General features: G+C 66.0%; 18 protein-coding genes. 7 read left to right on the top strand and 11 right to left on the bottom strand.

The annotated features are described in order from the left end of the window. Positions 1-491: 491 nt before the first annotated feature. On the bottom strand, positions 492-1,016 hold the full coding sequence (locus MYA_RS21480) for a metal-dependent hydrolase (protein WP_011882032.1): 525 nt from the start codon (positions 1,014-1,016) through the stop codon (positions 492-494). 441 nt (positions 1,017-1,457) lie between these two features. On the opposite strand from MYA_RS21480, the gene ggt reads away from it, so the two are divergent. Together ggt and ppk2 are read left to right on the top strand one after the other, a co-directional pair. Then, a complete protein-coding gene (gene ggt / locus MYA_RS21475; RefSeq protein ID WP_014725031.1) occupies positions 1,458-3,179 on the top strand; it encodes a gamma-glutamyltransferase in 1,722 nt (573 codons plus the stop codon). Between the two features lie 108 nt (positions 3,180-3,287). Further along, positions 3,288-4,238: a polyphosphate kinase 2 gene (gene ppk2 / locus MYA_RS21470; RefSeq protein WP_014725030.1), complete on the top strand. Its 951-nt coding sequence runs from the start codon at positions 3,288-3,290 to the stop codon at positions 4,236-4,238. 33 nt (positions 4,239-4,271) lie between these two features. Here ppk2 and MYA_RS21465 read toward each other — a convergent pair whose 3' ends face one another. Beyond that, the gene (locus MYA_RS21465; protein ID WP_011882035.1) at positions 4,272-4,859 is read right to left on the bottom strand and encodes an IMPACT family protein; all 588 of its coding nucleotides are present in this window, start codon (positions 4,857-4,859) and stop codon (positions 4,272-4,274) included. A 646-nt stretch (positions 4,860-5,505) separates the two neighbouring features. On the opposite strand from MYA_RS21465, the gene MYA_RS21460 reads away from it, so the two are divergent. After that, positions 5,506-7,146: a methyl-accepting chemotaxis protein gene (locus MYA_RS21460; protein ID WP_041494155.1), complete on the top strand. Its 1,641-nt coding sequence runs from the start codon at positions 5,506-5,508 to the stop codon at positions 7,144-7,146. A gap of 190 nt (positions 7,147-7,336) precedes the next feature. On the opposite strand, the gene aroE is transcribed toward MYA_RS21460, so the two are convergent. The 5 genes from aroE to MYA_RS21435 are packed head-to-tail and all read right to left on the bottom strand — an operon-like array spanning position 7,337 to position 11,189. Continuing rightward, positions 7,337-8,170, bottom strand: a complete 834-nt coding sequence (gene aroE, locus MYA_RS21455) for a shikimate dehydrogenase (RefSeq protein ID WP_014725027.1) — start codon at positions 8,168-8,170, stop codon at positions 7,337-7,339. After that, positions 8,170-9,390: a CaiB/BaiF CoA transferase family protein gene (locus MYA_RS21450; protein WP_014725026.1), complete on the bottom strand. Its 1,221-nt coding sequence runs from the start codon at positions 9,388-9,390 to the stop codon at positions 8,170-8,172. Before MYA_RS21450 ends, aroE begins: the two co-directional genes overlap by 1 nt. Continuing rightward, complete coding sequence (locus MYA_RS21445; protein WP_011882040.1) at positions 9,390-9,848, bottom strand: MaoC family dehydratase; 459 nt, start codon at positions 9,846-9,848, stop codon at positions 9,390-9,392. Before MYA_RS21445 ends, MYA_RS21450 begins: the two co-directional genes overlap by 1 nt. Before the next feature lies 1 nt (position 9,849). Continuing rightward, a complete protein-coding gene (locus tag MYA_RS21440) occupies positions 9,850-10,242 on the bottom strand; it encodes a VOC family protein (protein ID WP_011882041.1) in 393 nt (130 codons plus the stop codon). Then, positions 10,239-11,189 carry a ketopantoate reductase family protein gene (locus tag MYA_RS21435; RefSeq protein WP_014725025.1) on the bottom strand — a complete coding sequence of 317 codons (951 nt, stop codon included), beginning with the start codon at positions 11,187-11,189 and terminating at the stop codon, positions 10,239-10,241. The genes MYA_RS21440 and MYA_RS21435 overlap by 4 nt, the downstream gene beginning before the upstream one ends. A 95-nt stretch (positions 11,190-11,284) precedes the next feature. Here MYA_RS21435 and MYA_RS21430 point away from each other — a divergent pair, with 95 nt between their 5' ends. Then, positions 11,285-12,190: a LysR family transcriptional regulator gene (locus MYA_RS21430; RefSeq protein ID WP_041494154.1), complete on the top strand. Its 906-nt coding sequence runs from the start codon at positions 11,285-11,287 to the stop codon at positions 12,188-12,190. Positions 12,191-12,377: 187 nt separating this feature from the next. Here MYA_RS21430 and MYA_RS21425 read toward each other — a convergent pair whose 3' ends face one another. Genes MYA_RS21425 through MYA_RS21415 form a run of 3 tightly spaced genes read right to left on the bottom strand, consistent with a single transcriptional unit; the run spans position 12,378 to position 18,310 of the window. Further along, positions 12,378-13,805, bottom strand: coding sequence for an efflux transporter outer membrane subunit (locus tag MYA_RS21425; protein ID WP_014725022.1), 1,428 nt, complete (start codon positions 13,803-13,805; stop codon positions 12,378-12,380). Next, positions 13,802-17,014, bottom strand: coding sequence for an efflux RND transporter permease subunit (locus MYA_RS21420; RefSeq protein WP_041494153.1), 3,213 nt, complete (start codon positions 17,012-17,014; stop codon positions 13,802-13,804). The genes MYA_RS21425 and MYA_RS21420 overlap by 4 nt, the downstream gene beginning before the upstream one ends. A gap of 12 nt (positions 17,015-17,026) precedes the next feature. Continuing rightward, positions 17,027-18,310: an efflux RND transporter periplasmic adaptor subunit gene (locus tag MYA_RS21415; RefSeq protein WP_011882046.1), complete on the bottom strand. Its 1,284-nt coding sequence runs from the start codon at positions 18,308-18,310 to the stop codon at positions 17,027-17,029. Between the two features lie 327 nt (positions 18,311-18,637). Between MYA_RS21415 and MYA_RS21410 the strand changes: the two genes are divergently transcribed. The 3 genes from MYA_RS21410 (at position 18,638) to MYA_RS21400 (ending at position 22,552) form a co-directional block, all read left to right on the top strand. Beyond that, positions 18,638-19,396, top strand: a complete 759-nt coding sequence (locus MYA_RS21410; RefSeq protein ID WP_011882047.1) for a response regulator — start codon at positions 18,638-18,640, stop codon at positions 19,394-19,396. After that, positions 19,380-20,657 carry an ATP-binding protein gene (locus tag MYA_RS21405; RefSeq protein WP_041494152.1) on the top strand — a complete coding sequence of 426 codons (1,278 nt, stop codon included), beginning with the start codon at positions 19,380-19,382 and terminating at the stop codon, positions 20,655-20,657. The genes MYA_RS21410 and MYA_RS21405 overlap by 17 nt, the downstream gene beginning before the upstream one ends. A 326-nt stretch (positions 20,658-20,983) precedes the next feature. After that, positions 20,984-22,552, top strand: a complete 1,569-nt coding sequence (locus tag MYA_RS21400) for a methyl-accepting chemotaxis protein (RefSeq protein WP_014725018.1) — start codon at positions 20,984-20,986, stop codon at positions 22,550-22,552. Positions 22,553-22,747: 195 nt separating this feature from the next. Here the strand turns inward: MYA_RS21400 and MYA_RS21395 are convergent, their stop codons facing one another. Further along, on the bottom strand, positions 22,748-24,949 hold the full coding sequence (locus tag MYA_RS21395) for a glycoside hydrolase family 3 C-terminal domain-containing protein (protein ID WP_041494297.1): 2,202 nt from the start codon (positions 24,947-24,949) through the stop codon (positions 22,748-22,750). Positions 24,950-24,966 lie beyond the last annotated feature (17 nt).

Here is a 24,966-nt window from a genome sequence, read left to right as displayed (position 1 = left end):
GAAATGGGGTGCGAGCGGGCGGGCGCGCGAACGGCCGGCGCGCATCGTCAGTGTGCCAGACGTCGCGTGCGCGTGTCGGGCGTGGGCGGCGCGGCGAATGCGCGCTTCAGGAATGCAGATGAGGTGCGCGCGCGGGGTTTCAATAGGCGCGCGTGGGGATGGCGCCGGTTGGTTACGGGGGGCGGGTGGTTGGGGGAGGCTGTGTTGTTGTGTGAATGGCACTGGGAGCGGCCGGCCGGGCGAGCTGCTTGCGGGTGCACGTGCGGCTCGTGCGGCCAATGAGACCGACGAGACCGATTCGACCGATTCGACCGATTCGACCGATTCGACCGATTCGACCGATTCGACCGATTCGACCGATTCGACCGATGCGACCGATGCGACCGATGCGACCGATGCGACCGAGGAGACCGATGCGACCGACGCGACCGACGCGACCGAGGAGACCGACGAGACCGACGAGACCGACGAGACCGACGCGCCGAACGCGCCTACACGCGCTGCAACCAGCCGAGCCAGTGCTCGAGCAAGGGCGTGCGCGTCCACAGCGACTGCGTGAGCCAAAGCGTGCCGCCCCATGCGGCTGCGACGACGAGCAGATCGCAGTGGCCGCTCTTCCAGAGATTCAGCGAGTGACGCCGCCAGATCCACGGCACGCCGAGCGGATTGGGCCAGTCGGCGAGCAGATGCATCACGCCGCCGCACGCGAAGCCGAACAGCGGCGCGGCCCACAGCGGATGCGGACGATGGGTGAGGCCGTGCCAGCCGAGCGCGAGCAGCGCAACCCAGGCGATGCCCCAGTGCGTGATGGTGCGGTGCGTGATCCACAGGCGGCGCTTGCGCGTCCACCACGCGACTTCGAGCCAGTCGGGCGCGGTGCCGCCGACGACGCCGGCCGCGAATGCGGCGAACAGGCCCGCATGCCAAGGGCCGCTGGCGCCGGTTTGCACGACGAGAACGGCGGCGGCGACGCCGGCTGCGAATCCCGACGCATGATGCGCATTGTGTGATGCCATACGAGACGAAACGAAAAAACGTGAAGCGTGCGATCCGGGCGGGCGGGATCGCACGCGAAAGCGGGGCGCTATCTTCGCAGATCGGCCCGCGTAGCGGGCGATTCGCGCGCGGATTTTTTGCACTCGGCACTCGGCACTCGGCACTCGGCACTCGGCACTCGGCACTCGGCACTCGGCACTCGGCAGACGGCAGACGGCAGACGGCAAACGGCAAACGGCACTCGCCAGCCGCGCCCCGACCCGCGCCCACACTTCGCGCTCACCGCCCGCCAACATGTACCCAACCCCACACAGCCCATCGCGATCCGTAGCCACCGACGACTTCTTCCTGCATATTCCCATCTCGACTACGAAATCGACATATCGGCGCCGCCGCGGCTGCGGCTATAAGCGGATCAGGGCCTGATCCCGGCCCCCGCAACTCAACATGGGGAACATCCAATGACTACGCTGAACCGGTTCAAATCATCCGCGGCGGTGCTGGTAACGGCAGCGGGCCTCGGCTTCGTGCCGGCCGCGCCGGCCTGGGCGAAGGCGCCCCAGCCGGCGCTGCTGACGAGCTCGGCGGTGGCGGTGGCCGACAAGTACAGCGCGGACGCTGCGGAGCAGATCTTCAAGGAAGGCGGCAATGCGATCGACGCGGCCGTGGCGATCGCCTTCACGCTCGCCGTCACGTATCCCGAGGCCGGCAACATCGGCGGCGGCGGCTTCATGACGATCTACAAGGACGGCAAGCCGTACTTTATCGACTACCGCGAGCGCGCGCCGCTCGCCGCGACCAAGGACATGTACCTCGACAAGAACGGCAACGTCGTCGAGGGCATGAGCCTCTACGGCCCGCGCGCGGCCGGCGTGCCGGGCACCGTGGCCGGCATGTGGGAAGCGCAGAAGCGCTTCGGCAAGCTCAAATGGAAGCAGGTGCTCGCGCCGGCGATCCACTATGCGCGCGACGGCTTCGTCGTCGACGAGCAGCTCGCGCAGCGCGGCGTCGACGCATCGAAGGAGTTCGGCGGCAAGACCAACTTCGACAAGTACTTCTCGACGATGACGGCCGGCGAGAACTTCAAGCAGCCCGATCTCGCCGACGTGCTCGCACGCATCGCGAACGACGGCGCGAACGGCTTCTACAAGGGCAAGACGGCCGAGCTGATCGCCGCGTCGATGAAGACCGGCGACGGCAACGGGCTCATCACCACCGAGGATCTCGCGCAATACCGCGCGGTGTGGCGCCAGCCGGTGCAGGCGAAATGGAACGGCTACGACGTGATCACCGCGCCGCCGCCGAGCTCGGGCGGCATCGGCCTCGTGCAGCTGCTGAAGATGAAGGCCGACCTGAAGCAGGACTTCGCCGGCGTGAAGCTCAACTCGCCGCAGTACATCCACCTCGTCGCCGAAATCGAGAAGCGCGTGTTCGCCGATCGCGCGCAGTATCTCGGCGATCCCGACTTCTACAAGGTGCCCATCGCGCGCTTGATCGACGACGCGTATCTCGCGAAGCGCGCGGCCGAGGTGAACCCGTCACGGATCAGCGATACGAAGAGCGTCCAGCCGGGCCTCGGCACGTCGATGCCGGAGAAGGCCGAGACGACCCACTTCTCGGTCGTCGACAAGTGGGGCAACGCGGTGTCGAACACGTACACGATCAACGGCTATTTCGGTTCGGGCGTGATCGCCGACGGCACCGGCATCGTGCTGAACGACGAGATGGACGACTTCTCCGCGAAGCCCGGCGTCGCGAACATGTTCGGCGTGGTCGGCAGCGACGCGAATGCGATCGAGCCGAACAAGCGCCCGCTGTCGTCGATGTCGCCGACGATCATGACGAAGAACGGCAAGGTGTCGCTCGTGATCGGCACGCCGGGCGGCTCGCGGATCTTCACGTCGATCTTCCAGGTGATCAACAACATCTACGACTTCAGGATGCCGCTGAAGGACGCGGTGGCCGCGATGCGCTTTCATCATCAGCTGCTGCCGCCGAATACGATCTACTGGGAGCCGTATCGCCCGATCGAAGGCGAACTGGCGGCACAGCTCGAAGCGCGCGGCTATACGCTGAAGGGGCAGGATTTCAGCGGCGACATCCAGGTGATCAAGATCGACGGCAGGACGCCCGAAGCGATGGCCGACCCGCGCGGGCGCGGCGTCACGCGCATCATCCGCTGACGGCGCGGGCCGGTCCGCCGGCGGACCGGCCCCTTTTTCATCAATTTGACGCGCGACGCTGGGATAATGGAAGCGTTTGCTTGGCGTCAATTGATGGAAGGAGGCCCCATGGGCGACAACGACAACCGCACCGAGACCGACGACTTCACCGCTCCGGAAGCGCGCGAGGACCGCCGCCGCCGTCTGGAGGAAGATCTCGTCGACGCGTACGACGAAGAGCTCGAAATGGAGCTCGACGATCGCCGCTTCGACAATGCCGACGATCTGCTGTTTTCGCCGGAGCGGCGCGAAGTACGCAAGCAGTATTTCCGCGAGCTGTTCCGGCTGCAGGGTGAGCTCGTCAAGCTGCAGGACTGGGTCGTCAGCACCGGGCACCGGCTCGTCGTGATCTTCGAGGGGCGCGACGCGGCCGGCAAGGGCGGCGTGATCAAGCGCATCACGCAGCGGCTGAATCCGCGCGTATGCCGCGTCGCCGCGCTGCCGGCGCCGAACAACCGCGAGCGCACGCAATGGTATTTCCAGCGCTACGTCGCGCATCTGCCGGCCGGCGGCGAGATCGTGCTGTTCGATCGCAGCTGGTACAACCGCGCGGGCGTCGAGCGTGTGATGAACTTCTGTACCGACGACGAATACGAGGAGTTCTTCCGCTCGGTGCCCGAGTTCGAGAAGATGCTCGTGCGCAGCGGGATTCAGATCGTCAAGTACTGGTTCTCGATCACCGACCCCGAGCAGGAGCTGCGCTTCCAGAGCCGCATCGAGGATCCGCTGAAGCAGTGGAAGCTGAGCCCGATGGATCTCGAGAGCCGTCGCCGCTGGGAAGCCTACACGGCCGCGAAAGAGGAGATGCTGCAGCGTTCGCACATCCCGGACGCGCCGTGGTGGGTCGTGCAGGCCGTCGACAAGAAGCGCGCGCGGCTGAACTGCATCCACCATCTGCTGACCCAGGTGCCGTATCACGAGGTGCCGCGCCCGACGATCGATCTGCCGCAGCGCGAGCATCACGAGGATTACATCCGTCGTCAGGTGCCGGACAGCATGATCGTCCCCGAGGTGTATTGAGCATTCGCAGGCCGCCGCGCGCGGCCGCCTGCGTCACAGCGCCGGGAAGCCCGAACGGCCCTGCGTCAGGTCGAACAACGCCGTTTTGGCCGCGGCGGCGGCGGTTTCGGGGAGCTTGATGACGAGCCGCACCGTCATGCCGTACGCGCTGTCGACGAGCGTGTAACCGGCCTGTTCTATCCAGCGCCGCACGCGCGCCTCGTCCGGGTAGCCGATTTCGATCGCGAGCCGCGTGTAGTGAATCCGTTCGACGCGCTCGGCATCGAGCAGCGTCGATGCGATCGCATCGGTGTATGCCCGCACCAGGCCGCCCGCGCCGAGCTTCACGCCGCCGTAGTAGCGCACCACCGCCCCGAGCACGCCGTCCAGATCGTGATGGCGCAGCACTTCGAGGATCGGCCGGCCCGCGGTGCCCGACGGCTCGCCGTCGTCCGACATCCCCGACTGTCCGCCCGCGAGCAGCGCCCAGCAGACGTGGGTCGCGGCCGGATGCGCGTCGCGCAGCTGTTGCAGCGCCTGCATCGCAGCGTCGCGGTCTTCGACGGGAATCGCGAATGCGATGAAGCGGCTCTTGCGGATTTCGAGTTCCCGGGTGTAGGTGGTGGCGAGCGAGTAAGTCATGGTCCGGGACACGATGAAGGGGTGAAACGCGGCGAGACGGCGGCGCCGATGCACGGGGTCGTCGATCGTCGGAAAGCGGCGCCGGACGTCATGCCCGGTGCGGCGCCGCAATGCGGCGAGCACGAATTTTACCGTGCCGCGCGTCAGTGCCTTTCGTTGCGGCCGGATGCGTGTCGATGAGGGTAGGGATGCGCGCGTGTCGAGGGCGAAGCGGCGGGGGCCCACGAGGCGCACGAGCGCAAGAAGCGGCAGCAAGTTGTCGCGATGGGTGAGAGGCTTCGGATCGCGGCAAGGCTCGACGCTGCCAGCGGCAACTCGCGAAACTTCATTCGATGCTCCCAACGATGCGGCAGGCCTTAAGCCACACGTAATGATCGGGCTGAAGGACGTGGCCAAGTGTTGTCGCTCAAAGCAACGCGTCACGGTGTCGCAAGCGTTGGAAATCTCTTCGCAGTCGCCTATCACAACCGGTCAAGCCAACACATTGCAATCGTAGGAAGGCACTGTTCCTGGAGCGAGCGCTAATCCGGGCCGGCGTTCAAGCCGTAAATCAGTTGTGTCAGTGGGCGCCGCGTCGGCAGGCGCTGGCCCATGCCCGCTGCGTGGATTTTGCCGCTTGATCGATCACTCTCTCCATTCATTGCCCATGAAACTCCTTGCGCGATTCAGCCTGACTCATCGCCTGTACGCAGTGTCGGCCACATTGATCGTTGCCTTGACGGCAGTCGCCGCGATCTCGTGGATCCAGTTGACCGATGCGCAGCGTATTGCAGCCGCTGCGGGCAATGTGCGCATGCAACAGCTGGAGCGCATTGCCAGCACTGAACTCAGCGTGACGCAGGTATTGCTGAATTTGCGGCACGCGATGCTGGTGTCGTCGCCTGGCGACGTACTGGTTGCCGCGCAGAGCATCGATGCGGCGCGCCAGCAGATTCGTCGCAACGATGATGCGTTCTTGAGCAACATTGCCACCGAGGAAGGAAGGGAAGCCTTTCGGAATGTCTGGCTCAAAATGCAGGCCGACGCGTGGCCGGTGGCGGATGCCAATCTTCGGCTGGTTCAGGATGGCCATCGTGACGAAGCGTTCCAGATGTTGACAACGCAGACGGCCCCGACCTTCGCACGCATTCAGAAATGGCTGGGCGAGGAGCGGGCGAGACAAGGCGAGCAACTTGGCGGTCAGGTCGCGGCAATCGAGGGAGCCTTGCAGTCGATCCGGGTGCTGCTGGTGAGCCTCGTGGCGATAATCGCGAGCGGCCTCATTGCGTTCTCCTGGTATATCGGAAGCAGCCTTCGCAGCCGTATTGGCGAAGCGCAGAAAGTGGCTGAACGCGTTCGCGATGGCAACTTTACCGTTGCAGTCGTCGATTCCCATGCCGACGAAATCTCGCCATTGCTGGCTGCGCTTGGCGCCATGCAACGTTCGCTCGCCGACGTCGTGCGCAGTGTCCGCATCAATGCGGAAAGCGTGGCGACGGCCAGCGCGCAAATTGCGAGCGGCAACACCGACTTGTCCTCCCGCACCGAAGAGCAGGCAGCGTCACTGGAGCAAACGGCGTCGAGCATGGAAGAACTGGCCGGCACGGTTCGTCACAACGCCGATAACGCAAGGCAGGCGACCTCGCTGGCAAATACCGCGTCAGACATCGCGCAGCGCGGCGGCGAAGTGGTCGGGCGGATGGTCGAGACCATGCACGGCATCTCCGACAGCTCGGCCAAAATGGCGGAGATCATCACGGTCATCGAAGGAATCGCATTCCAGACCAACATCCTCGCGCTCAATGCGGCGGTCGAGGCAGCTCGCGCCGGTGAGCAAGGGCGGGGGTTTGCCGTCGTGGCAGGCGAAGTCCGCACGCTTGCCCAGCGCAGTGCCAGCGCGGCCAAGGAAATCAAGGATCTGATCGGCGACTCGGCGAGCCGGGTGGACGCGGGTTCGAAGCTCGTTGAGGAAACGGGCAGCACGATCAGCGAGGTCGTCCAGTCGGTCAAGCGCGTGACGGACATCATGAGCGAAATGGCTGCCGCCGCGGCGGAGCAGAGCACAGGTATCGAGCAGGTCAGTCAAGCGGTCAGCCAGATGGACCAGGTGACCCAGCAGAATGCCGCACTGGTCGAGGAGGCATCGGCTGCTACGCAGTCGATGGCCCAGCAGGCCCAAGGGCTGCGTGATGCGGTGTCCGTCTTCAAGATCGACGATGTGAGCGCATCCGCGCCGCGCGTCGCTGCCCCCCAAACGGCAGCGCCTCGTTCGGCACCCGGCGCTCGCCCACCCGCGGTTGCAGCGTAGAGGGTGGCGGCGTCCACGCCGACCGCAGCCACGAACACCCCGGTTGCGGGCGGCACGAGACGGCGAGGCGGGTTCACCACGAGTCGATTGCGTCATTGAATTCGCACCCGACCTGGGTTCGGACACAGGTCATGCGGGAAATGAATCCGACGGATATCGAACGGGAGCGACTGCTGTCGATCGCGCCCGTTCAATCGAGCGGAACGGTCAGCCGGTCGATCACCGCGCGCGTCTCAGGCCGTACGCCGCGCCACCATGCGAATGCTTCGGCCGCCTGCTCCACGAGCATCCCGACACCATCCGCGATACCCAGCACGCCGGCGTGGCGCGCGTGTCTCAGGAACGGGGTGAGACGCTTGCCGTAGACGAGCTCGTAAGCTGCTCCGCGCGGGTCGAATACGCTCGGCGGCACTGGCGGGAGTTCGCCGCTGAGGCTCGCCGACGTCGCGTTGACGACGAGGTCGAAGCGTCCCATGGCTGCGAGGTCGTCGTACCCGCAAGCGACGAGAGAATCGCCTGTCGCGACTCGTGCGATCAGCGCCTCGACCTTCGCGACATCCCGGTTCGCGACGACGAGTTCCGCAGGACGCGCCGCGATGAACGGCAGCAGTGCGCCGCGCACCGCGCCTCCCGCGCCGAGCACCAGCACGCGCTTGCCGGCCATCGGGAGGTTCAGGTTGACTTCGATGTCGCGTACCAGGCCGACGCCATCGAAGTTCTCCGCGATGATGCGGCCGTCCCTGAAGCTCAGCGTATTCGCCGCGCCGGCGAGTGCGGCGCGCTCGCTGCGTTCGTCGGCCATCGCGAACGCCTTCAGCTTGAACGGGGCCGTCACGTTCATGCCCTTGCCGCCGGCGGCGAAAAACGACCGCACCGTCGCCGCGAAAGCGTCGTCCGGCTCCAGCGGTCCTTCGATCGCCGTGTACGAAATGTCCTGATGCGATTCTTCAGCAAACAACCCGTGAATCAGCGGCGATTTCGTGTGTCCGATCGGATTGCCGATCACTGCGTACTGGTCGCTCATCACGGCCTCGCTTTCGAATACAACACGCCATCGGTCTGCATGGCGTCAATCTCTGCCGCAGTGAAGCCCAGCGACGTTGCCACTTCCGCATTGTGCTGACCGAGGTCCGGCCCGACCTCGCGGATGGTCGTGTCGCAGTCGGAAAAGCGGAACGGCAGATTGGGCAGGCGCAAGGTGCCGAAGCGGGGGTGTTGCTGCTCGAGCACCATGCCGCGCGCGATGATCTGCGGGTCGGCGAGCACCTCGTCGATGCGCTGCACCTTCGCGCACGGTACGTCGATGCCGTCGAGCAGTTCCAACACCGCCGCGACCGCTCGTCCGGCAATCCACGGCTTCACCACCGACAGAATCTCGAGCCGGTTGGCATTGCGCCCGTTCAGTGTGTGGAACCGCGGGTCCGTACCGAAGCCGGCAGGCCCGCCATGCGCCTCCACCAGGGCCGCGAAGCGTTTCCACGCGTCGTCGACCTGGGCGGCGATCACGAGGTCGCCATCCGCCGCACGAAACACGCCGTAGAGCGTCGAGGCAGGCATGTCCTGACCGGTCTGTTCGGGAACGATGCCCTGCATCGTGTAGCACTGCACCGCGTATTCGTGCATCGAAACGAGCGTGTCGTACAGCGCCATGTCGATGTGCTGTCCCCGGCCGCTCTTCACGCGACCGAACAGCGCGGCATTGATGGCCGCCACCGCGTGAATGCCGGTGTACATGTCGCCGAGCGAGATGCGCATCAGCGGCGGCGGTTCGCCCGGATTCCCGATCATCTGCATGATCCCGCTCTTGGCCTCGGCAATCAGGCCGAAACCGGCGCGGTGCGCGTCCGGTCCGGTGTGGCCGTAGGCGGAGATCGAGCAGTAGACGAGGCCTGGATTACGCGCCGACAGTTCGTCGTAGCCGAGTCCGAGCCGGGTCAGCGCGCCGGGCCGGTAGTTCTCGACGAACACATCGGCCGAATCGCACAGGCGCTGCATGAACTCCTTGCCGCGCGGGTCGCGCATGTTGACGCTGACGCCGCGCTTGCCCATGTTCATCTGCAGGAAATAGGCGCTTTGCTCGTCATCGAGCACGGTCGCATGCTGACGCCCTGCGTCGCCGGTGACGGGGCGTTCAACCTTGATGACTTCGGCGCCGAGCGCCGCAAGACAGCGCCCGACATACGGACCGGCGAGAAAGTGGCTGTAGTCGACGACGCGAATACCTTCGAGCGGACGTGCCTGCATCAGAATGCTCCCGGTCGGCGCGGCACCATCAAGCGGTGCTCGCCATGCTGGACGACCTGGCCGTCCTGATTGATCAGCTGCGACGGCAGCACGACGATGCCCCAGCCCGGACGGCTCTTGCTGGCCCGCATCGTGCCGACGCGGAATTTCACGTGCAGCACGTCGTTCACTTTGATCGGCAGATCGAAGTCCCAGGTCCAGCCGAGCGACATGCCCGGCAGAAAGCGGTACGCGCTTTGCGTCTTGAGGCCGTCCGCGATCGACAAGCCGAACAGGCCGTGCGCGACGATCGAGCCAAAGTGGCTCGCGTTCGCGTAGTCTTCATCGACGTGCACCGGCGTGTGATCGCCGGTCAATTCCGCGTAAGCCAGGATGCGCGCTTTGGTGACGGTGTAAGTCGGGCTGACGCACTCGTCGCCTTCGCGGGCGTCGTCCCAGTATTTCTCGACGATCGTCATCTCAAGCCTCCGCACGCGGGTCGATAGCCAATGCGCGCGCCACGCACGAGGCGGGCCTTGCCTGGATCAGTTCGATGGCGAGACCGTCCGGCAGTCGCAACCAGTTGCGTCCCTGCGGCATCTCGGTGACGCCGTACCTTTGCGCGGCGGCGAGCGCGGCTTCCATGTCTTCGCACATCACGCCGAGATGGCCGAGCCGGCCTTCCGGGGCATCGTGGTCGGGGGCGTGGATGAATTGCAGGCCGCCGAGCGTCCAGTACTGGCGCGGTGCGTCGACGGTGCCGTCGACCTCGCGCATCGTCATGCCGAGCACGTCTTCGAAAAAGCGGATATGCCAGTGGATATCCTTGACCCAGATCGCCACGTGTTCGAGATAAGCCTTGCTGCCGTTCATGCGGTTGTCTCCTGTTTTTTCCGGTCGGCCATGCCGCGCTCGATGCCTTTGATGCAGGCGACCAGCGTCGCGTTGACCGGGGTCGGCACACCATGCCGTCGTCCCCAGCGCACGACCGCGCCGTTGATGAAGTCGATCTCGGTGATGGATCCTTTCTCGAGGCTCTGCAGCATCGACGTCTTGAAGCCCGGCGAAAGCCCTTCGCCGGCGAGCGTCCAGGCGCGTTCGGGATCGTCCGTGGAAAGGGGCACGCCGGCGGCGCGGGCGACCGCCATCGCTTCTGCGACTGCTGAGAGTGCAGTCGCCTTCAAGAGCGGTTCGTCGTAAAGCTGGCCGTAGGTGAGGCCGGTCGCGCCGGTCAGTGCGCCGGTCGCGACGTTGACCAGCAGCTTGTCCCACATCGTGCCGACGATATTGGCGCTGACCGTCGTGTCCAGTCCGGATGCGTTGAACGTGTCGGCGATCGCGTTTGCGCGAGGGGTGATACGACCGTCCAGCTCGCCAATGTGAGTGGCTTTGCCGACGACGCCCGATTCGATGTGCCCCGGATTGCGCATGACGCCGCCGACATAGGTCTTGCCGGCCAGCACGCGTTCGAGCCCTACGATGTCGGCCAGCACATCTTCGTGTCCAAGGCCGTTCTGCAACGACAGCACCAGCGTTTCCGGCCCGATCAGTTCGACTGCGCCGCGCATCGCGGCGTCGGTATCGAACGACTTGACCAGCACAATGACCAGATCGACGACGCCGGCCTCAGCGGCCCGCGTCGTGGCGCGAACTTTCACGTGACGCGAGCCGTTCCTGTCGTCTACCCGTAGACCGTCGCGCCTCATTGCCTCGACGTGCGCCGCCGAGCGGTTCAGCAACCAGACTTCATTGCCGCCTTCGGTCAGCGCGGCCCCAATCGCACAGCCCAATGCGCCGGCGCCCAGAATTGCAATCTTCACTGCCGTCTCCTTAACGTGCAGATCAAGATACGAGCGGACGCCCATTCTCGCAATGCTATGATCGCAATGACGTCATTACGTAGAGCAATAGTGATATGAGTTCGGCCCCACTCCCGGATTTGAAGCTGCTGCAGCTGTTCGATCTCCTCTACGATGTCCGCAGCGTGACGCGCGTGGCCGAACAGCTGGGACAAAGTCAGCCGACGATCAGCATCTGGCTGGGGCGTCTGCGGGATCATCTGCAGGATCCGCTCTTCATACGAACGCCGACCGGCATGGCGCCGACGCCGCAGGCCGATGCGCTGATCGGCCCTTGCCGGGAAATTCTGGAATCGCTGCGGCGCTTTGCGGCCTGGGAAATTGCGTTCGATCCGGTCACCGCGAAACGGCGCTTCCGGATCTGCATGACCGACGCCAGTCACATCACGCTACTACCGCGAATGCTGGCGCACGTGCGCGAGCAGGCGCCCGGTATCCGGCTGGAAGCGGCGCGTATCGACGGCAACACGGAACGGGCGCTGGAGTCCGGCGAAGCTGACCTGGCCATCGGTCACGTGCCCTGGCTTGGCGGCGGGATTTATCAGCAGCAGCTGTATCTGCAGGACTGGGTCTGTCTGACGAATCGCCATCATCCGCGGCTAAAGACCCGACTGGGGCTGAAGCAGTACCGCACCGAGGGGCATGTCGCGATCACGGCCGGCACGGGCGCGCAGCTACTCGAACAGGCGCTGTTGCGCGAGCAGATCGAGCGCGAAGTCGTGCTGGAGTTGCCGGGGTTCCTTGGGCTCGGTGCGATCATCGAAAGCACCGATCTGATCGCGACACTGCCGCGCCACATCGGCGAGACGCTGGCGAAAATCAACGATCTGACCGTGCACGCCTGTCCGGTGCCCGTCGATGGATTTGCGGTCCGACAGCATTGGCATGCCAGATATCACCACGAAGCGGGAAACCGGTGGCTGCGGAGTCTGGTCGCGCAGTTGTTTTGCAGTGGGGGGTGATCCGATGCGGATCGGCTTCCTTGCGCTGCGCCATGCGCGACCGCACGCGCAACGGCCTTATCCTTCAGGCGAGGCGCCGGACCGTTCCGAGAACGCGACGCGCCACGCGCGGCCGTAGACGACGGGGCGTGCGGCCGAACGGAATGCCCGATCGTCGACGCACGCGACCCATAGCCGATTCGCCCGACTACCGCTGCGCCACCGCGCTCGTCTCCGACCAGCCGCCGCCCAGTACCTTGTACAGCGTGATCAGGTTCGACTGCTTGGCGAGCATGTCGGTGACGAGCTGCTGTTGCGCCGTGTAAAGCGTGCGCTGCGCGTCGAGCAGGGTCAGGAAGCTGTCGGTGCCGCTGCGGTAGCGTGCCTGCGCGAGGTCGTAGTACTGCTGCGCCGAGCTCACGTAGTCGCGGTCCGCGGCCACCTGCGTGACGTACGTCGTGCGTCCCGCCAGCGCATTCGACACTTCCTTGAACGCCGTCTGAATGGCCTTTTCGTAGTTGGCGACGTCGATGTCCTTTTCGACTTTCGCCACGTCCAGCGACGCGCGGTTGTAGCCGAAGTCGAAGATGGGCACCGAGATGGACGGCGCAAACGCCCACGCGCCCGTGCCCGCCTTGAAGAGGTTCGAGAGGCCGCTGCTCGTGGTGCCCGCGGAAGCCGTCAGCTCGATCTTCGGAAAGAACGCGGCGCGCGCCGCGCCGATGTTGGCGTTGGCCGCCTTGAGCGTGTGCTCCGCTTCGACGATGTCGGGCCGGCGCGCGAGCAGATCCGACGGCACGCCTGCGCCGATGTCCGCGAGGGTGTGCTCGCTTTCCATCAGCGAAGGGCCCTGGGGCAGATCGTCGGGCAGCGGCGCGCCGATTTCGGCCACCAGGTCGTTGCGGTCCTGCGCCACCGCACGCGTGTACGAGGCGAAGCTCGAGCGCGCGCTCGCCAGCGAGTTTTCGGCCTGGCGCACGTCCTGCAGCGATGCGCTGCCCAGCTTCATCATGTTCACCGTGAGGTCGTAGGTGTGCTGGTCGGCGTCCACGGTGTTCTGCGCGATCTGCAACGAAGCCTCGTCGGAGAGCAGTTGCAGATAGTCGGTGGCGACGGTCGCGATGAGGCTGATCTGCGTGCTGGTGCGCGCGGCATCCGTGGCGAGGTACTGTTCCAACGCCTGGCGCTTCAGGCTGCGCAGGCGGCCGAAGAAGTCGATTTCCCACGACGTGAGGCCCACGCTCGCGCTGCTCGAACTGTATGCGCTCGTGGAGCCGGCCATGTGTTCGCGCGTGAGCGACCCCGACGCGTCGATGGCCGGCGCGAGGTTGGCGCGCGCGATGCGGTACTGCGCTTCGTACTGCGCCACGTTGAGCGCGGCCACGCGCATATCGCGGTTGTTCGCGAGCGCGAGTTCGATCAGCTTTTGCAGGCGCGGGTCCTTGAAGAAGTCGCGCCAGCCGAGGTCGGCACCCAGCGGTGCCGCAGCGGTGCTCTGCGTCGCCTGCGGCTGCGCCGGCGCGGCCACGGTGGACCACGTGTCGTCGATCGGCGCCGCGGGCCGCTGGTACGTCGGGTCCAGTGAGCAGGCGCCGAGTGCGCCCGCGCAAAGAAGGGCGATCAGTGTGCGTTTCATGCGTTGCCCTCGTTGATTTCAGCGGAGTCGGTGGCGTGACCGTGTTCCTTGAACAGCCTGCGCACCACGACGAAGAAGACCGGGACGAAGAAGATGGCGAGCACCGTGGCCGCGATCATGCCGCCCGTGACGCCCGTGCCGATCGCATGCCGCGCCCCGGCGCCGGCGCCCGTGCTGATGACGAGCGGCAGCACGCCGAACACGAACGCGAGCGAGGTCATGAGGATGGGGCGCAGCCGCAGGTGGGCGGCTTCGAGCACGGCGTCCACGAGGTTGTGCCCCTCGGCCTGCAGGTCCTTTGCGAACTCGACGATCAGAATGGCGTTCTTCGTGGACAGGCCGATGGTGGCCAGCAGCCCGACCTTGAAGTAGATGTCGTTCGACAGACCGCGGCCGTGCGCGGCGAGCAGCGCGCCGAGCACGCCGAGCGGCACCACGAGCACCACCGCGAGCGGAATCGACCAGCTTTCATAGAGACCCGCCAGGCACAGGAACACGACGACGAGCGAGATCGCATAGAGCGTCGTGGCCTGGGAGCCGGCCTGCTTTTCCTGGTAGGACTGTCCCGTCCATTCCAGGGCGAAGCCGGGCGGCAGCTTGCGCGCGAGCTGCTCCACGGCATTCATCGCTTCGCCGGTGCTGACGCCGGGCCGCGTGGCGGCCGAAATGCCCATGGCGAGTTGCCGGTTGTAGCGCTCGATCTGCGGCGGGCCGAACGTCCAGCGGCTCGTTGCGAACGACGAGAAGGGCACCATCGTGGCGTCGTAGCCGGCGGTGTTCGTCACGGTGCTCGTGCCCGTGGCGGTGCCCGAAGACGAAGACGACGAACCCGATGAGCTGCTGCCCGCCTTCACGTACCAGTCGCCGAGGTCGGAAGGCATCATGCGATACGGCGCATCCGCCTGCACATACACCTTCTGCACGCGCCCCGTGTCGATGTAGTTGTTCACGTAGGACGAACCGAACGCGGTCTGCAACGTGTCGTTGAGGTCGGCGACGGAAAGCCCCAGCGCGTTGGCCTTTTCGCGGTCGATGTCCACCTGGAGCTGCGGCGTGTCCTCGAGGCCGGACGGGCGCACCATCGCGAGCGTCGGCTCCTTCGACGCCATGCCGAGAAACTGGTTGCGCACGGCGAGCAGCTTGTCGTGGCCCGCGCCGCCGCGGTCCTCTATCTCGAAGTCGAGGCCGCTTTGGGTCCCGAGCTCCTGAATGGCGGGCGGGTTCAGCACGAAGATGCGCGCATCGCGATTCGCGGCGAAATGCTGGCTGGCGCGCGCGATGATGGCCTGCGCGCTGTCGCGCGAACCGCGCAGGCTCCAGTCCTTGAGCGTCACGAACGCGATGGCGTTGTTCTGTCCTTGGCCGTTGAAGCTGAAGCCGTTGATGGCGATCACCTGCTTGACGCCCGGTTCGTCCTTCAGCACGTACTGCTCCACGGCCTCCACCGTCTTCAGCGTGCGCGATGCCGGCGTGCCCGCCGGCGCGCTGATCGACACGATGAAGTAGCCCTGGTCTTCGTCGGGCAGGAACGAGGAGGGCAGCGTGACGTAGAGCAACGCCACGATGCCGGCGATCGCGCCGTAGACCAGCATGTAGCGCGCGGGCTTCGCGACCACGCGGGCGAGCGAACTGCTGTAGCCCGCGTTGCCTTTCGCGAAGCAGCGGTTGAACCAGCCGAAGAAGCCGCGCTTCTCGTGGTGCTCGACGTCCGCGCGCTTGAGCAGCGTGGCGCACAGGGCCGGCGTGAGCGTGAGTGCGAGCATGACCGACAGCAGCATCGCCGAGACGATCGTGATGGAGAACTGCCGGTAGATCGCGCCCGTCGAGCCGGAGAAGAACGCCATCGGAATGAACACGGCGGTGAGCACCGTCGTCACGCCGATCAGCGCGCCCGTGATCTGGCCCATCGCCTTGCGGGTGGCTTCCTTCGGTTCGAGCCGTTCCTCGCTCATGATGCGCTCGACGTTTTCCACCACCACGATCGCATCGTCCACCAGCAGGCCGATGGCGAGCACCATCGCGAACATGGACAGCACGTTGATCGAGAAGCCGATCATCGACATCACGCCGAACGTGCCGAGCAGCGCGACCGGCACGACGATGGTGGGAATCAGCGTGGCGCGCACATTCTGCAGGAACAGGTACATCACGAGGAACACCAGCACGACCGCTTCGAGCAGCGTCTTCACGACCTCTTCGATCGAGATGCGCACGAACGGCGTGGTGTCGTACGGATAGCTGATCGCCACGTCCTTCGGCAATTGCGGCTGCAGTTCCGCGAGCTTCGCGCGCACGGCGTTGGCTGCTTCGAGCGCGTTGGCGCCGGTCGCGAGCTTGATGGCGAGCGCGGATGCCGGCTTGCCGTTCAGACGCGACGACGTTTCGTAGCTGTCGCCGCCCACTTCGACGCGCGCCACGTCCTTGAGCAGCACGCGCGAGCCGTCGCTGTTCACGCGCAGCAGGATGTTGGCGAACTGGTCGGTGCTCGTGAGCAGGCTCGACGAGCGGATGGTCGCGTTGATGGCCTGCGAATCCGTGGCCGGCGCGCCGCCCACCTGGCCGGTGGAAAGCTCGACGTTCTGGTTCGTGATGGCCGTGGTGACGTCCGAGGTCGCGAGTCCGAAGCTGTGCAGCTTCACCGGGTCGAGCCAGATGCGCATGGCGTGCTGCGCGCCGAACAGCGTCACGTCGCCCACGCCGTTCAACTGCGAGAGCGGGTCTTCGATCTGCGTGGCGATGATGTTGCCGAGGTCCACCGAATTCCAGGTGCCGCCCGGCGACGACAGCGCGACGATCATGAGGAAGCTCGTCGACGCCTTCGCCACCTGCACGCCTTGCTCCTGCACCGTTTGAGGCAGGGTGGGCGTGGCCTGCGACACCTTGTTCTGCACCTGCACCTGCGCGATGTCGGGGTTGGTGCCGGGGTTGAACGTCAACGTGATGGTGGCCTGTCCCGCGGAACTGCTCGTGGATGACATGTACAGCACGTTGTCGATGCCGCTCAGTTTCTGCTCGATCACCTGGGTCACGGTTGCGGCCACCGTGTCGGCGGAGGCGCCGGGGTAGGTGGCCGTCACCTGCACCGAGGGCGGCGCGATGGTGGGGTACTGCGCAACGGGAAGGGTCGTCACCGCCGCCGCGCCCACCAGCATGATGACGATGGCCATGACCCACGCGAGGATGGGACGCTTGATGAAGAACTCTGCCATGCCGCTCTCCGCCTAGTGTTGCGCCGACACGGGCGAGGCCGTGCCGGCTGCGGATGTGTCGGTGGCAGCGGACGCCGCAGATGCCGCAGATACCGCGTTCCCCTGCGTCTGCGGCGTATCGGCGGCCACCTTAACCGGCGCGCCCGCATGCACGCTCTGCAGGCCGCTCACGATCACGCGGTCGCCGGCGTGCAGGCCCGAGGTCACGATCCACTGGTCGCGGAATGCGTTGTCGGCCGTCACCTGCACCTGCTGCGCATTGCCGGCCGCACCCACCACGTAGACGCTCGCCTTGCCGTCCGACGCGCGCGTCACGGCCATCTGCGGCACGAGTATCGCGTCGTCGTTCTCGCCTTCTTCCAGGCGGGCGCGCACGAACATGCCGGGCAGCAATTCGCGTTCGGGGTTCGGGAACGTACTGCGCAGCGTGACCGAGCCCGTCGTGGCATCGACCGTCACGCCGGAGAACTGCAGCGTGCCGGCGTGGGCGTATTCGGTGCCGTCCTCCATCACGAGCGTGACGGCGGCGCTGTCGCTGCCCGTCTTCTTGAGGCGCCCCGAAGCGAAGGCCTTGCGCAGCTTCAGCCACTCCGTGCTGGGGCGCGTGACGTCGAGATACATCTGGTCGAACGCCTGGATGGTGGCGAGCGCAGTGGTCTGGGCGGACGTGACGAGCGCGCCTTCGGTCACGGTGGAGGCGCCGATGCGTCCTGAAATGGGCGCCCGCACGCGCGTGTATTCGAGGTTCACGCGCGCCGATTCGAGCGCGGCCGCGTCGGCCGTCACGGTGGCGGCGTCCTGGTGGACGGCGGCGACGGCGTCGTCGTAGTCCTGCTTGCTCACGGCGTTGATCTTCACGAGTTCCGTGTAGCGGTCCGCTTTCGTCTTCGCATCGGCCAACGTGGCGCGGGCGTTTTCGAGCGTGCCGCGCGCCTGGTCGTAGGCCGCCCGGTAGGTGGCCGGATCGATCTGGTAGAGCACCTGGCCGGCCTTCACGTCGCCGCCTTCCACGAACAGGCGCTTGAGGATGATGCCGCTCACCTGCGGTCGGACGTCGGAGACCTTCTGCGAGGAAAGGCGGCCGGAGAGTTCGGTGGTTTCGACGATGCGCTGCGGCGCGAGCGTGAGCACGCCCACCTGCGCGGTCTGCGCGGCGGCGCCGCCGGGCGGCCCGCCTGCTTGCCTGTTGCAGCCGGCGGTGCCGACTATCGCCAGTATCGAGAGGGCGGCAAACAGCTGGCGCGGCCTGCACGTCATGCGGCGGTGCGCGTGGTTGGGGAGGATTGGCGTTTTCATCTTGGACCTGTTTGGACATCGCGACGTCGCGCGATGCGAGAACGGGACGGCACCGGACGCTTCCGGCGCACCTTGGTGGCGCCCCGACGGAACCGGTACTGGGCAAGGCGTAACGCTACCGACGGCGCATTTTTTCGTGCTTACGGAAACTTACTGTCCCGTGACGCGCGAATACGGCCGAAAGAGAACCGGGCTTTCGGCGTACGAACTACCGTCGCGGCCGGGTCTTCGTGCGGGTTTCGTCAGCGGGCGCAATTCTCGGTAATATTCCGAAAGCCAGCCGGGCCCTCTCCGGGCTACCATCATTTCGTCCTCACGCCGCCCTGAATGCCCGAAGTGCACGCACCTTCCATCCCCGACTCCGCGCTGCAAGTCCTGCTCGTCGACGACGACGCCGAACTGCGCGACCTGCTGCGCAAGTTTTTCCAGCAGCGCGGCATTGCGTTCTCCGTTCTGCACGACGCCACGAATCTCGCGCGGCGGCTGGAGCGCGAACGGCCGTCCATCATCGTGCTGGATCTCATGATGCCGGGCGTCGATGGCCTCACCGCGCTCAAGCAGTTGCGCGCGCGCGGCGACACGATTCCGGTCATCATGCTGACCGCGCGCGCCGAGGGCGTGGACCGCGTGCTGGGGCTCGAACTGGGCGCGGACGACTATCTGGGCAAGCCGTTCATGCCGCAGGAACTGCTCGCGCGCATCCATGCAGTGCTGCGCCGGCAGGGGCCGCCGCCGCCCGCGGTGGTCCAGGAGAAGCGCGCCCCGTGCCGGTTCGGCCGTTTCGAGCTGGATTTCTCGACGCGCACGCTGCTGTGCGAAGGCGCGCCCGTCAAGCTCACGGGCGGCGAGTACGCGCTGCTCGAAGTGCTGGCCTCGCATCCGATGGAAACGCTGTCGCGTACGCGGCTCATCGAGCTGCTCCACGGTCCGGACGCCGACGTGACCGAGCGCGGCATCGACGTGCCGGTATGGCGCCTGCGCCGCCTGATCGAGGACGACCCGTCCAATCCCCGACGGCTGCAGACCATGCGCGGCATCGGCTACATGTTCATTCCCGACAACCCGGCCGATGAAGAATCCGTTTGATTCGATGTTCGGGCGGCTCGTCGTCACCACGGTGGGCCTGCTCGTGCTGGTTCACCTCACGTCGCTGCTGCTGATCGAGCAAAGCCGCGCGAGCCTTGCCGCCTTCCATATTTCGCGCGTCGTGGAGGCTGCCGCGAGCATGGGCGAGCGGGAGAGCGGCGGCGATCGGTCGGTGGCCGACATCCTCGGTATTTCGTTCGCGGACCTGAAGCAATTGCCGGCCGCCGACGCGCAGCGCTTTCGCGGCGACACCAATGGGCCGATCGAACGGCAATTGCGGCACGTGCTGCCGTCGGGCACCCACGTGGCAATGGACGGCGACGGCACGCTGCGCGTGCTCCCCGCGGGCAGCGTGCGCGGCATCGTGCTGCCGCAGGCCGATGTGCCGCTCTACCGCTTCACCGGCGCGCTGGCGTTGACGTTGGCGTTTGCCGTCGTGGTCGCGGTGATGCTCGCGTGGCGGTTCAACGGGACGGTGCGCGACCTCGCTGCCGCGGCGCGCGAGCATCGCACGGGCGTTCATGTGAGCGTCGTGCGCAAGCGCGGACCGCGTGAAGTGCGCGAGCTGATCGACGACTTCAACGACATGACGCGCGAACTGGCCGAGGCCGAACGCGAGCGCGCCGTGATGCTCGCGAGCATCGCGCACGACCTGCGTACGCCGCTCACGCGCATGCAGGTGCGTGCGGATCTGCTGACCGATCCCGGCGATCGCGACGGCTTTCTGCGCGACACCGAATCGATGTCGCGCGTCATCACGCAGTTTCTGGACTTCGCCCGCGAAAGCCCTGAAAGTTCGCCGCAGACGAGCGTGGACGCCCACTGCCGGCGCGATTACACCGACGCGCTGGCTCCCGGCGGCGCAGCGGACACCGACGCGCTGGTGATGCTCGATCTGCGCGCCGGGCCGGACTTCACGCTGCCCATCGTGGATATCGACCGCATTCTCTCGAACCTCGTCGAAAATGCGCTGACCTACGGCGAGCCGCCCGTGGAAATCGCCACGCGAGCGCATGACGGGCACTACGAGCTCGTGGTGCGTGATCACGGGCCAGGCGTGTCCGAGCCGGACCTCGACCGCGTGCTGCGTCCGTTTGTCCGGCTCGATCCTGCGCGCGGCGGCACCGCGCACAGCGGCCTCGGCCTCGCCATCGTGCGCCGCCTCGTTCGCCATCACGGCGGTACGCTGCAGATTGCCAACGCGGCCGACGGCGGGCTCGTCATCACGATGAGGTTTCCGAACAACAGTGGCGCGCGGTGAGGCGTGATGAAGCGCCGCATGCGGTGCCTTCTCCCGTTTGCATGCCCGCCCGCGGCGGCTAGTCGAGCTTCCATGCGCGCATCGCGTCGGCAAGCGTGCGGGCGCGTCCGTTGAGGTCCTCGGTGGTGCGGCAACCGATAAAAAGACTATACGTCGTGGATCGTTTGCGAGGACGGATAGTCACCGGATTCGACCCCGTGTCAGGGCGAATTGACCAATATATTCAGCCATCGTGAGGAATACTTCCTCAGGCACGGAAAGCGCGAATTACAGTAAGTCTTCCTGCTTGCCGACATAACGAAACAACACAAGGGGAGGAAGAACATATGGGCTCCATGACAGTCGGCAGGAAGCTGGCCGCAGCATTCGGTATCGTCGTACTAATTGCGTTGATCGGCAGCGCCATCTCGATCGTCAATTTTCTGAAGCTGAACCAGGCGAACGGCTGGAACGTTCATAGTTATCAGGTTCTGCGAGCGAACGACGACATGTTGACCAGCATGGTCAACATGGAGACGGGCGTGCGCGGCTACGTGGCTGCGGGAGACGACCGGTTTCTGGAGCCCTATAAGGCCGGCCTCAGGCAGTTCGCCAAGTCGTTCGACGTCGTGCGCAGCCTCACATCGGACAATGCCGCGCAACAGCGCCGTCTCGAGACGCTGCGCGACATGCATCGGAAGGTGGCGGAGGTCGACGACAAGCTGATCGCGATGCGGCGTGACGTCAATGCCGGTACGCAGCCTGCCAACGTGCTGATCGACTACTTCAAGCAGGGCGACGACAAGCAGTTCATGGATCGCTATCGAGCGGTAGCCGCCGAGTTGAACGAGGCCGAGCAGTCGCTGCTCGATCAACGTTCAGGAGAGGTGGCCAGCTTGACCGCGTTGACCAAGGTGACGCTCGCGGCAGCGGGCGTCATCACCGTCATCCTGTCGATCGTGCTGGGAACCGTCATCACCCGCGGCATCATGCGGTCGCTGGGTGGCGAGCCGGCCGACGCCGCGGTCGTGGCCGGACGTATTGCCGAAGGCAATCTCGAAGCACCGGTGCCGGTCGCGCCGAATGATCGCGGCAGCCTGATGGCGTCGCTTGAATCGATGCGGCGGCAACTGAGCGGCATCGTGTCGGAAATTCAGTCGACCGCGGAATCGATCACGACTTCGGCCGGCGAAATCGCGCAGGGTAACCTGGATCTCTCGCAGCGAACGGAAGAGCAGGCGGCGTCGCTCGAGGAAACGGCGGCCAGCATGGAGCAGTTGACCGCGACGGTTCGTCAGAATACGGAAAACGCGAAGCAGGCGAATGCGCTTGCGGGCAGCGCCTGCGAGGTCGCGATGCGCGGCGGCGAGGTGGTGAACGAGGTGGTCGACTCCATGCGCGCCATTTCGAGCAGTTCCGGCAAAGTTGCCGAAATCATTGCCGTGATCGAAGGAATTGCGTTCCAGACGAACATTCTCGCGCTGAACGCGGCAGTCGAGGCCGCGCGTGCGGGCGAGCAGGGGCGCGGGTTTGCGGTGGTGGCCGGCGAGGTTCGCACGTTGGCGCAACGCAGCGCGAATGCGGCGAAAGAGATCAAGGACCTCATCACGGGTTCGGTCGAGAGCGTGGCGCTGGGGTCCCAGCAGGTCGAACGCGCGGGCTCGACCATGTCGGATATCGTGCAATCCGTGCGGCGAGTGACCGACATCATGAATGAAATCGCATCGGCCTCGGACGAGCAGGGAACGGGTATCGAGCAGGTCAATGTCGCCGTGGGCCAGATGGATTCGGTTACGCAGCAGAACGCGGCACTCGTCGAGCAGGCGTCGGCAGCCGCGCAGGCGATGGCGCAGCAAGCGACCACGCTGCGCGACGTGGTCGGGGTATTCAGGATCGGACGCGTCGCCGCGCGCTGAGGACTTGGCCCTCGGTGCTTCGCCGGAAGTCGATGCGAGTGGGAGCCGAGCCGCTCGCGCGGCGATGCTTTCGTAGATCCGCAGCGGCCGGTCCGCGCGGACCGGCCCTGCGCACGACGCACGGCAATCGCGCACGTCGGGGCGGGCAGTCGGACGCCGATCACCCCCCGGCGTCCGCCCCTGCCAGCCGCTTGCTCAACTGCCCTGCAAACGGATATCGCGCGACGACGCACCGACATACACCGTGCCGCGCGCGACGTAACGCCAGCCGTTGTGCGACGTGTCCCACACGCTCTGCATGCGCGGCGTCACGGTGATGCTGACGCGTCGCGCGTCGCCGGGGTTGAGCCGGACCTTGTCCCAGCCGACCAGGCGTTTCGGCGGTTCATCCTTGTACGGCACGCCGAGGTAGACCTGCGGCGTTTCCGTGCCGGCGACGCGCCCGTCGTTGCGCACGGTGAACGCGACGTTGAGCGAGCCGTCCGGCTGCCGCGACACCGACAGCCCCGAGTATGCAAAGTGCGTGTACGACAGCCCGTGGCCGAACTCAAACAGCGGCGCGATGTTGTGCGCGTCGTACCAGCGATAGCCCATGTTCAGCCGTTCCGCGTACAAGGGATCGTTGTCGAACCCGCCGTTTTGCACCCACGCCGGCGAGTCCTGATCGCGCGCGGGGAACGTCACGGGCAGCTTGCCGGACGGATTCACCGCGCCGAACAGCACGTTCGCGATCGCATTGCCGCCGCCTTCGCCCGGATACCACGCTTCGACGATCGCCGACACGCGATCCTTCCACGGCATCAACACCGGATTGCCGCTCTCGACCACGACGATCGTGTGCGGATTCGCGCGCGCGACCGCTTCGACGAGCGCATCCTGATTCGACGGATTCTCGAGGCGCAGACTCTGCAGATCGCCGAAGTCCTCGCCGGCCGGCTGCGCGACCACGACGATCGCCACGTCGGAATGGCCCGCGAGCGTCGCGGCCTGATCGATTTCCTGCTGCGTGTAGGCGCGGAACGGCGACTGCTGATCGCTGTTGCCCGCGAACGTCACGCGTGCGGACGGCGCGAGCGCGCGGATCGCCGCGACGATCGGCACGTCGACCTTCAGCCACGGATTGCGCCACCAGCTGCAACCGGTCGAGGATCCGAACACCAGCCCGCCGCAGCCGGCGAACGAACCGGTGACGGGGTCGCGCGTGTTGCCCGAGCCGCCGCCGGACAGCACGGCCGCATCGGCGTGCCCGCCGATCACCGCGATGCGCGACAGCGCGGACGCCACCAGCGGCAACTGGTTGCCGTCGTTCTTCAGCAGCACGATCGACTGCTCGGCGACCCGTTGCGCGAAGCGGTTCGCGGCCGCGAAATCGATCGTGCCGCCGGCCTTCGCTGGGTCATCCATCACGCCGACGCGGATCATCACGGCCAGCTTGCGGCGCACCATGTCGTCGAGGCGCGCGGTCGATACCGAGCCGTTCGCGATCGCCTGCTTGACGGCCTCGGGCGTCAGGTAGACGGTCGGCCCGACGTCCTCTTCCTCGTCGAGCCCGGCGTTGATCGCGGCGGCGGTGCTGTGCGCCGCGCCCCAGTCCGATTGCACCTGCCCCTGGAAGCCCCATTCGTTCTTCAGCACGTCGTTGAGCAAATGGTTGTTCTCGCACGCATACGTACCGTTCAGGCGGTTGTAGCTGCACATCACGCTGCCGGGTTGTCCGCGTTTCGCGGCGATTTCGAACGGCAGCAGATAGAGCTCGCGCAGCGTGCGCTCATCCATCTGCGTGTTGCCGCCCATCCGGCCATGCTCCTGTTCGTTGCCTGCGTAGTGCTTGATCGTCGCGATCACCTTGTGCTGCTGCGTCGCGATCGTGCGTTCCGCGAGCAGCTCGCCGGCAAGCATCGGGTCTTCGCCGAGATACTCGAAGAGCCGGCCGCCGCGCGGCTCGCGGGCGAGATTCGTGCCGCCGCCGAGGCCCATGCCGAACCCTTGCGCGCGCAACTGAATCGCGACCTGCTTGCCGAAGTCGTACGACAGCCGGCGGTCCCAGCTCGCGGCGAGCGCGATCGTCGCGGGGAACGTCGTGCTCGGCTGCGACGTGCTGCCGGAGCCCGTTGCCGAGTCGACCATGTTCAGGTCAGGAATGCCGAGCCGCGGCACGCCCTGGATATAACCGGCGCCGCCGCCCGGCACCTTCGACATCTCGTACTGGGAATGGATGAACTGCAGCTTTTCGTCGAGCGTCATCTTGCGCACGAGCAGGTCGGCGCGCTGCTGCGCGGCCGACGACGCGAACGCGTCGGCTGCACTGCCCGGTGAATCGAAATCGGCGTTGGCCGCATAGACGCTGGTGCAGAGGGTCGCTGCCAGCACGGCGGCCGGCCAGAGTTTGTCCCGCATGTTGCTCTCCATGATCG

The sequence above is a fragment of the Burkholderia sp. KJ006 genome (assembly GCF_000262695.1).
In the GTDB taxonomy this organism is placed as follows: Bacteria; Pseudomonadota; Gammaproteobacteria; order Burkholderiales; family Burkholderiaceae; genus Burkholderia; species Burkholderia vietnamiensis.
Note: the sequence above shows the minus strand (reverse complement) of the source record. Positions and strands in the feature narration are given on the sequence as shown.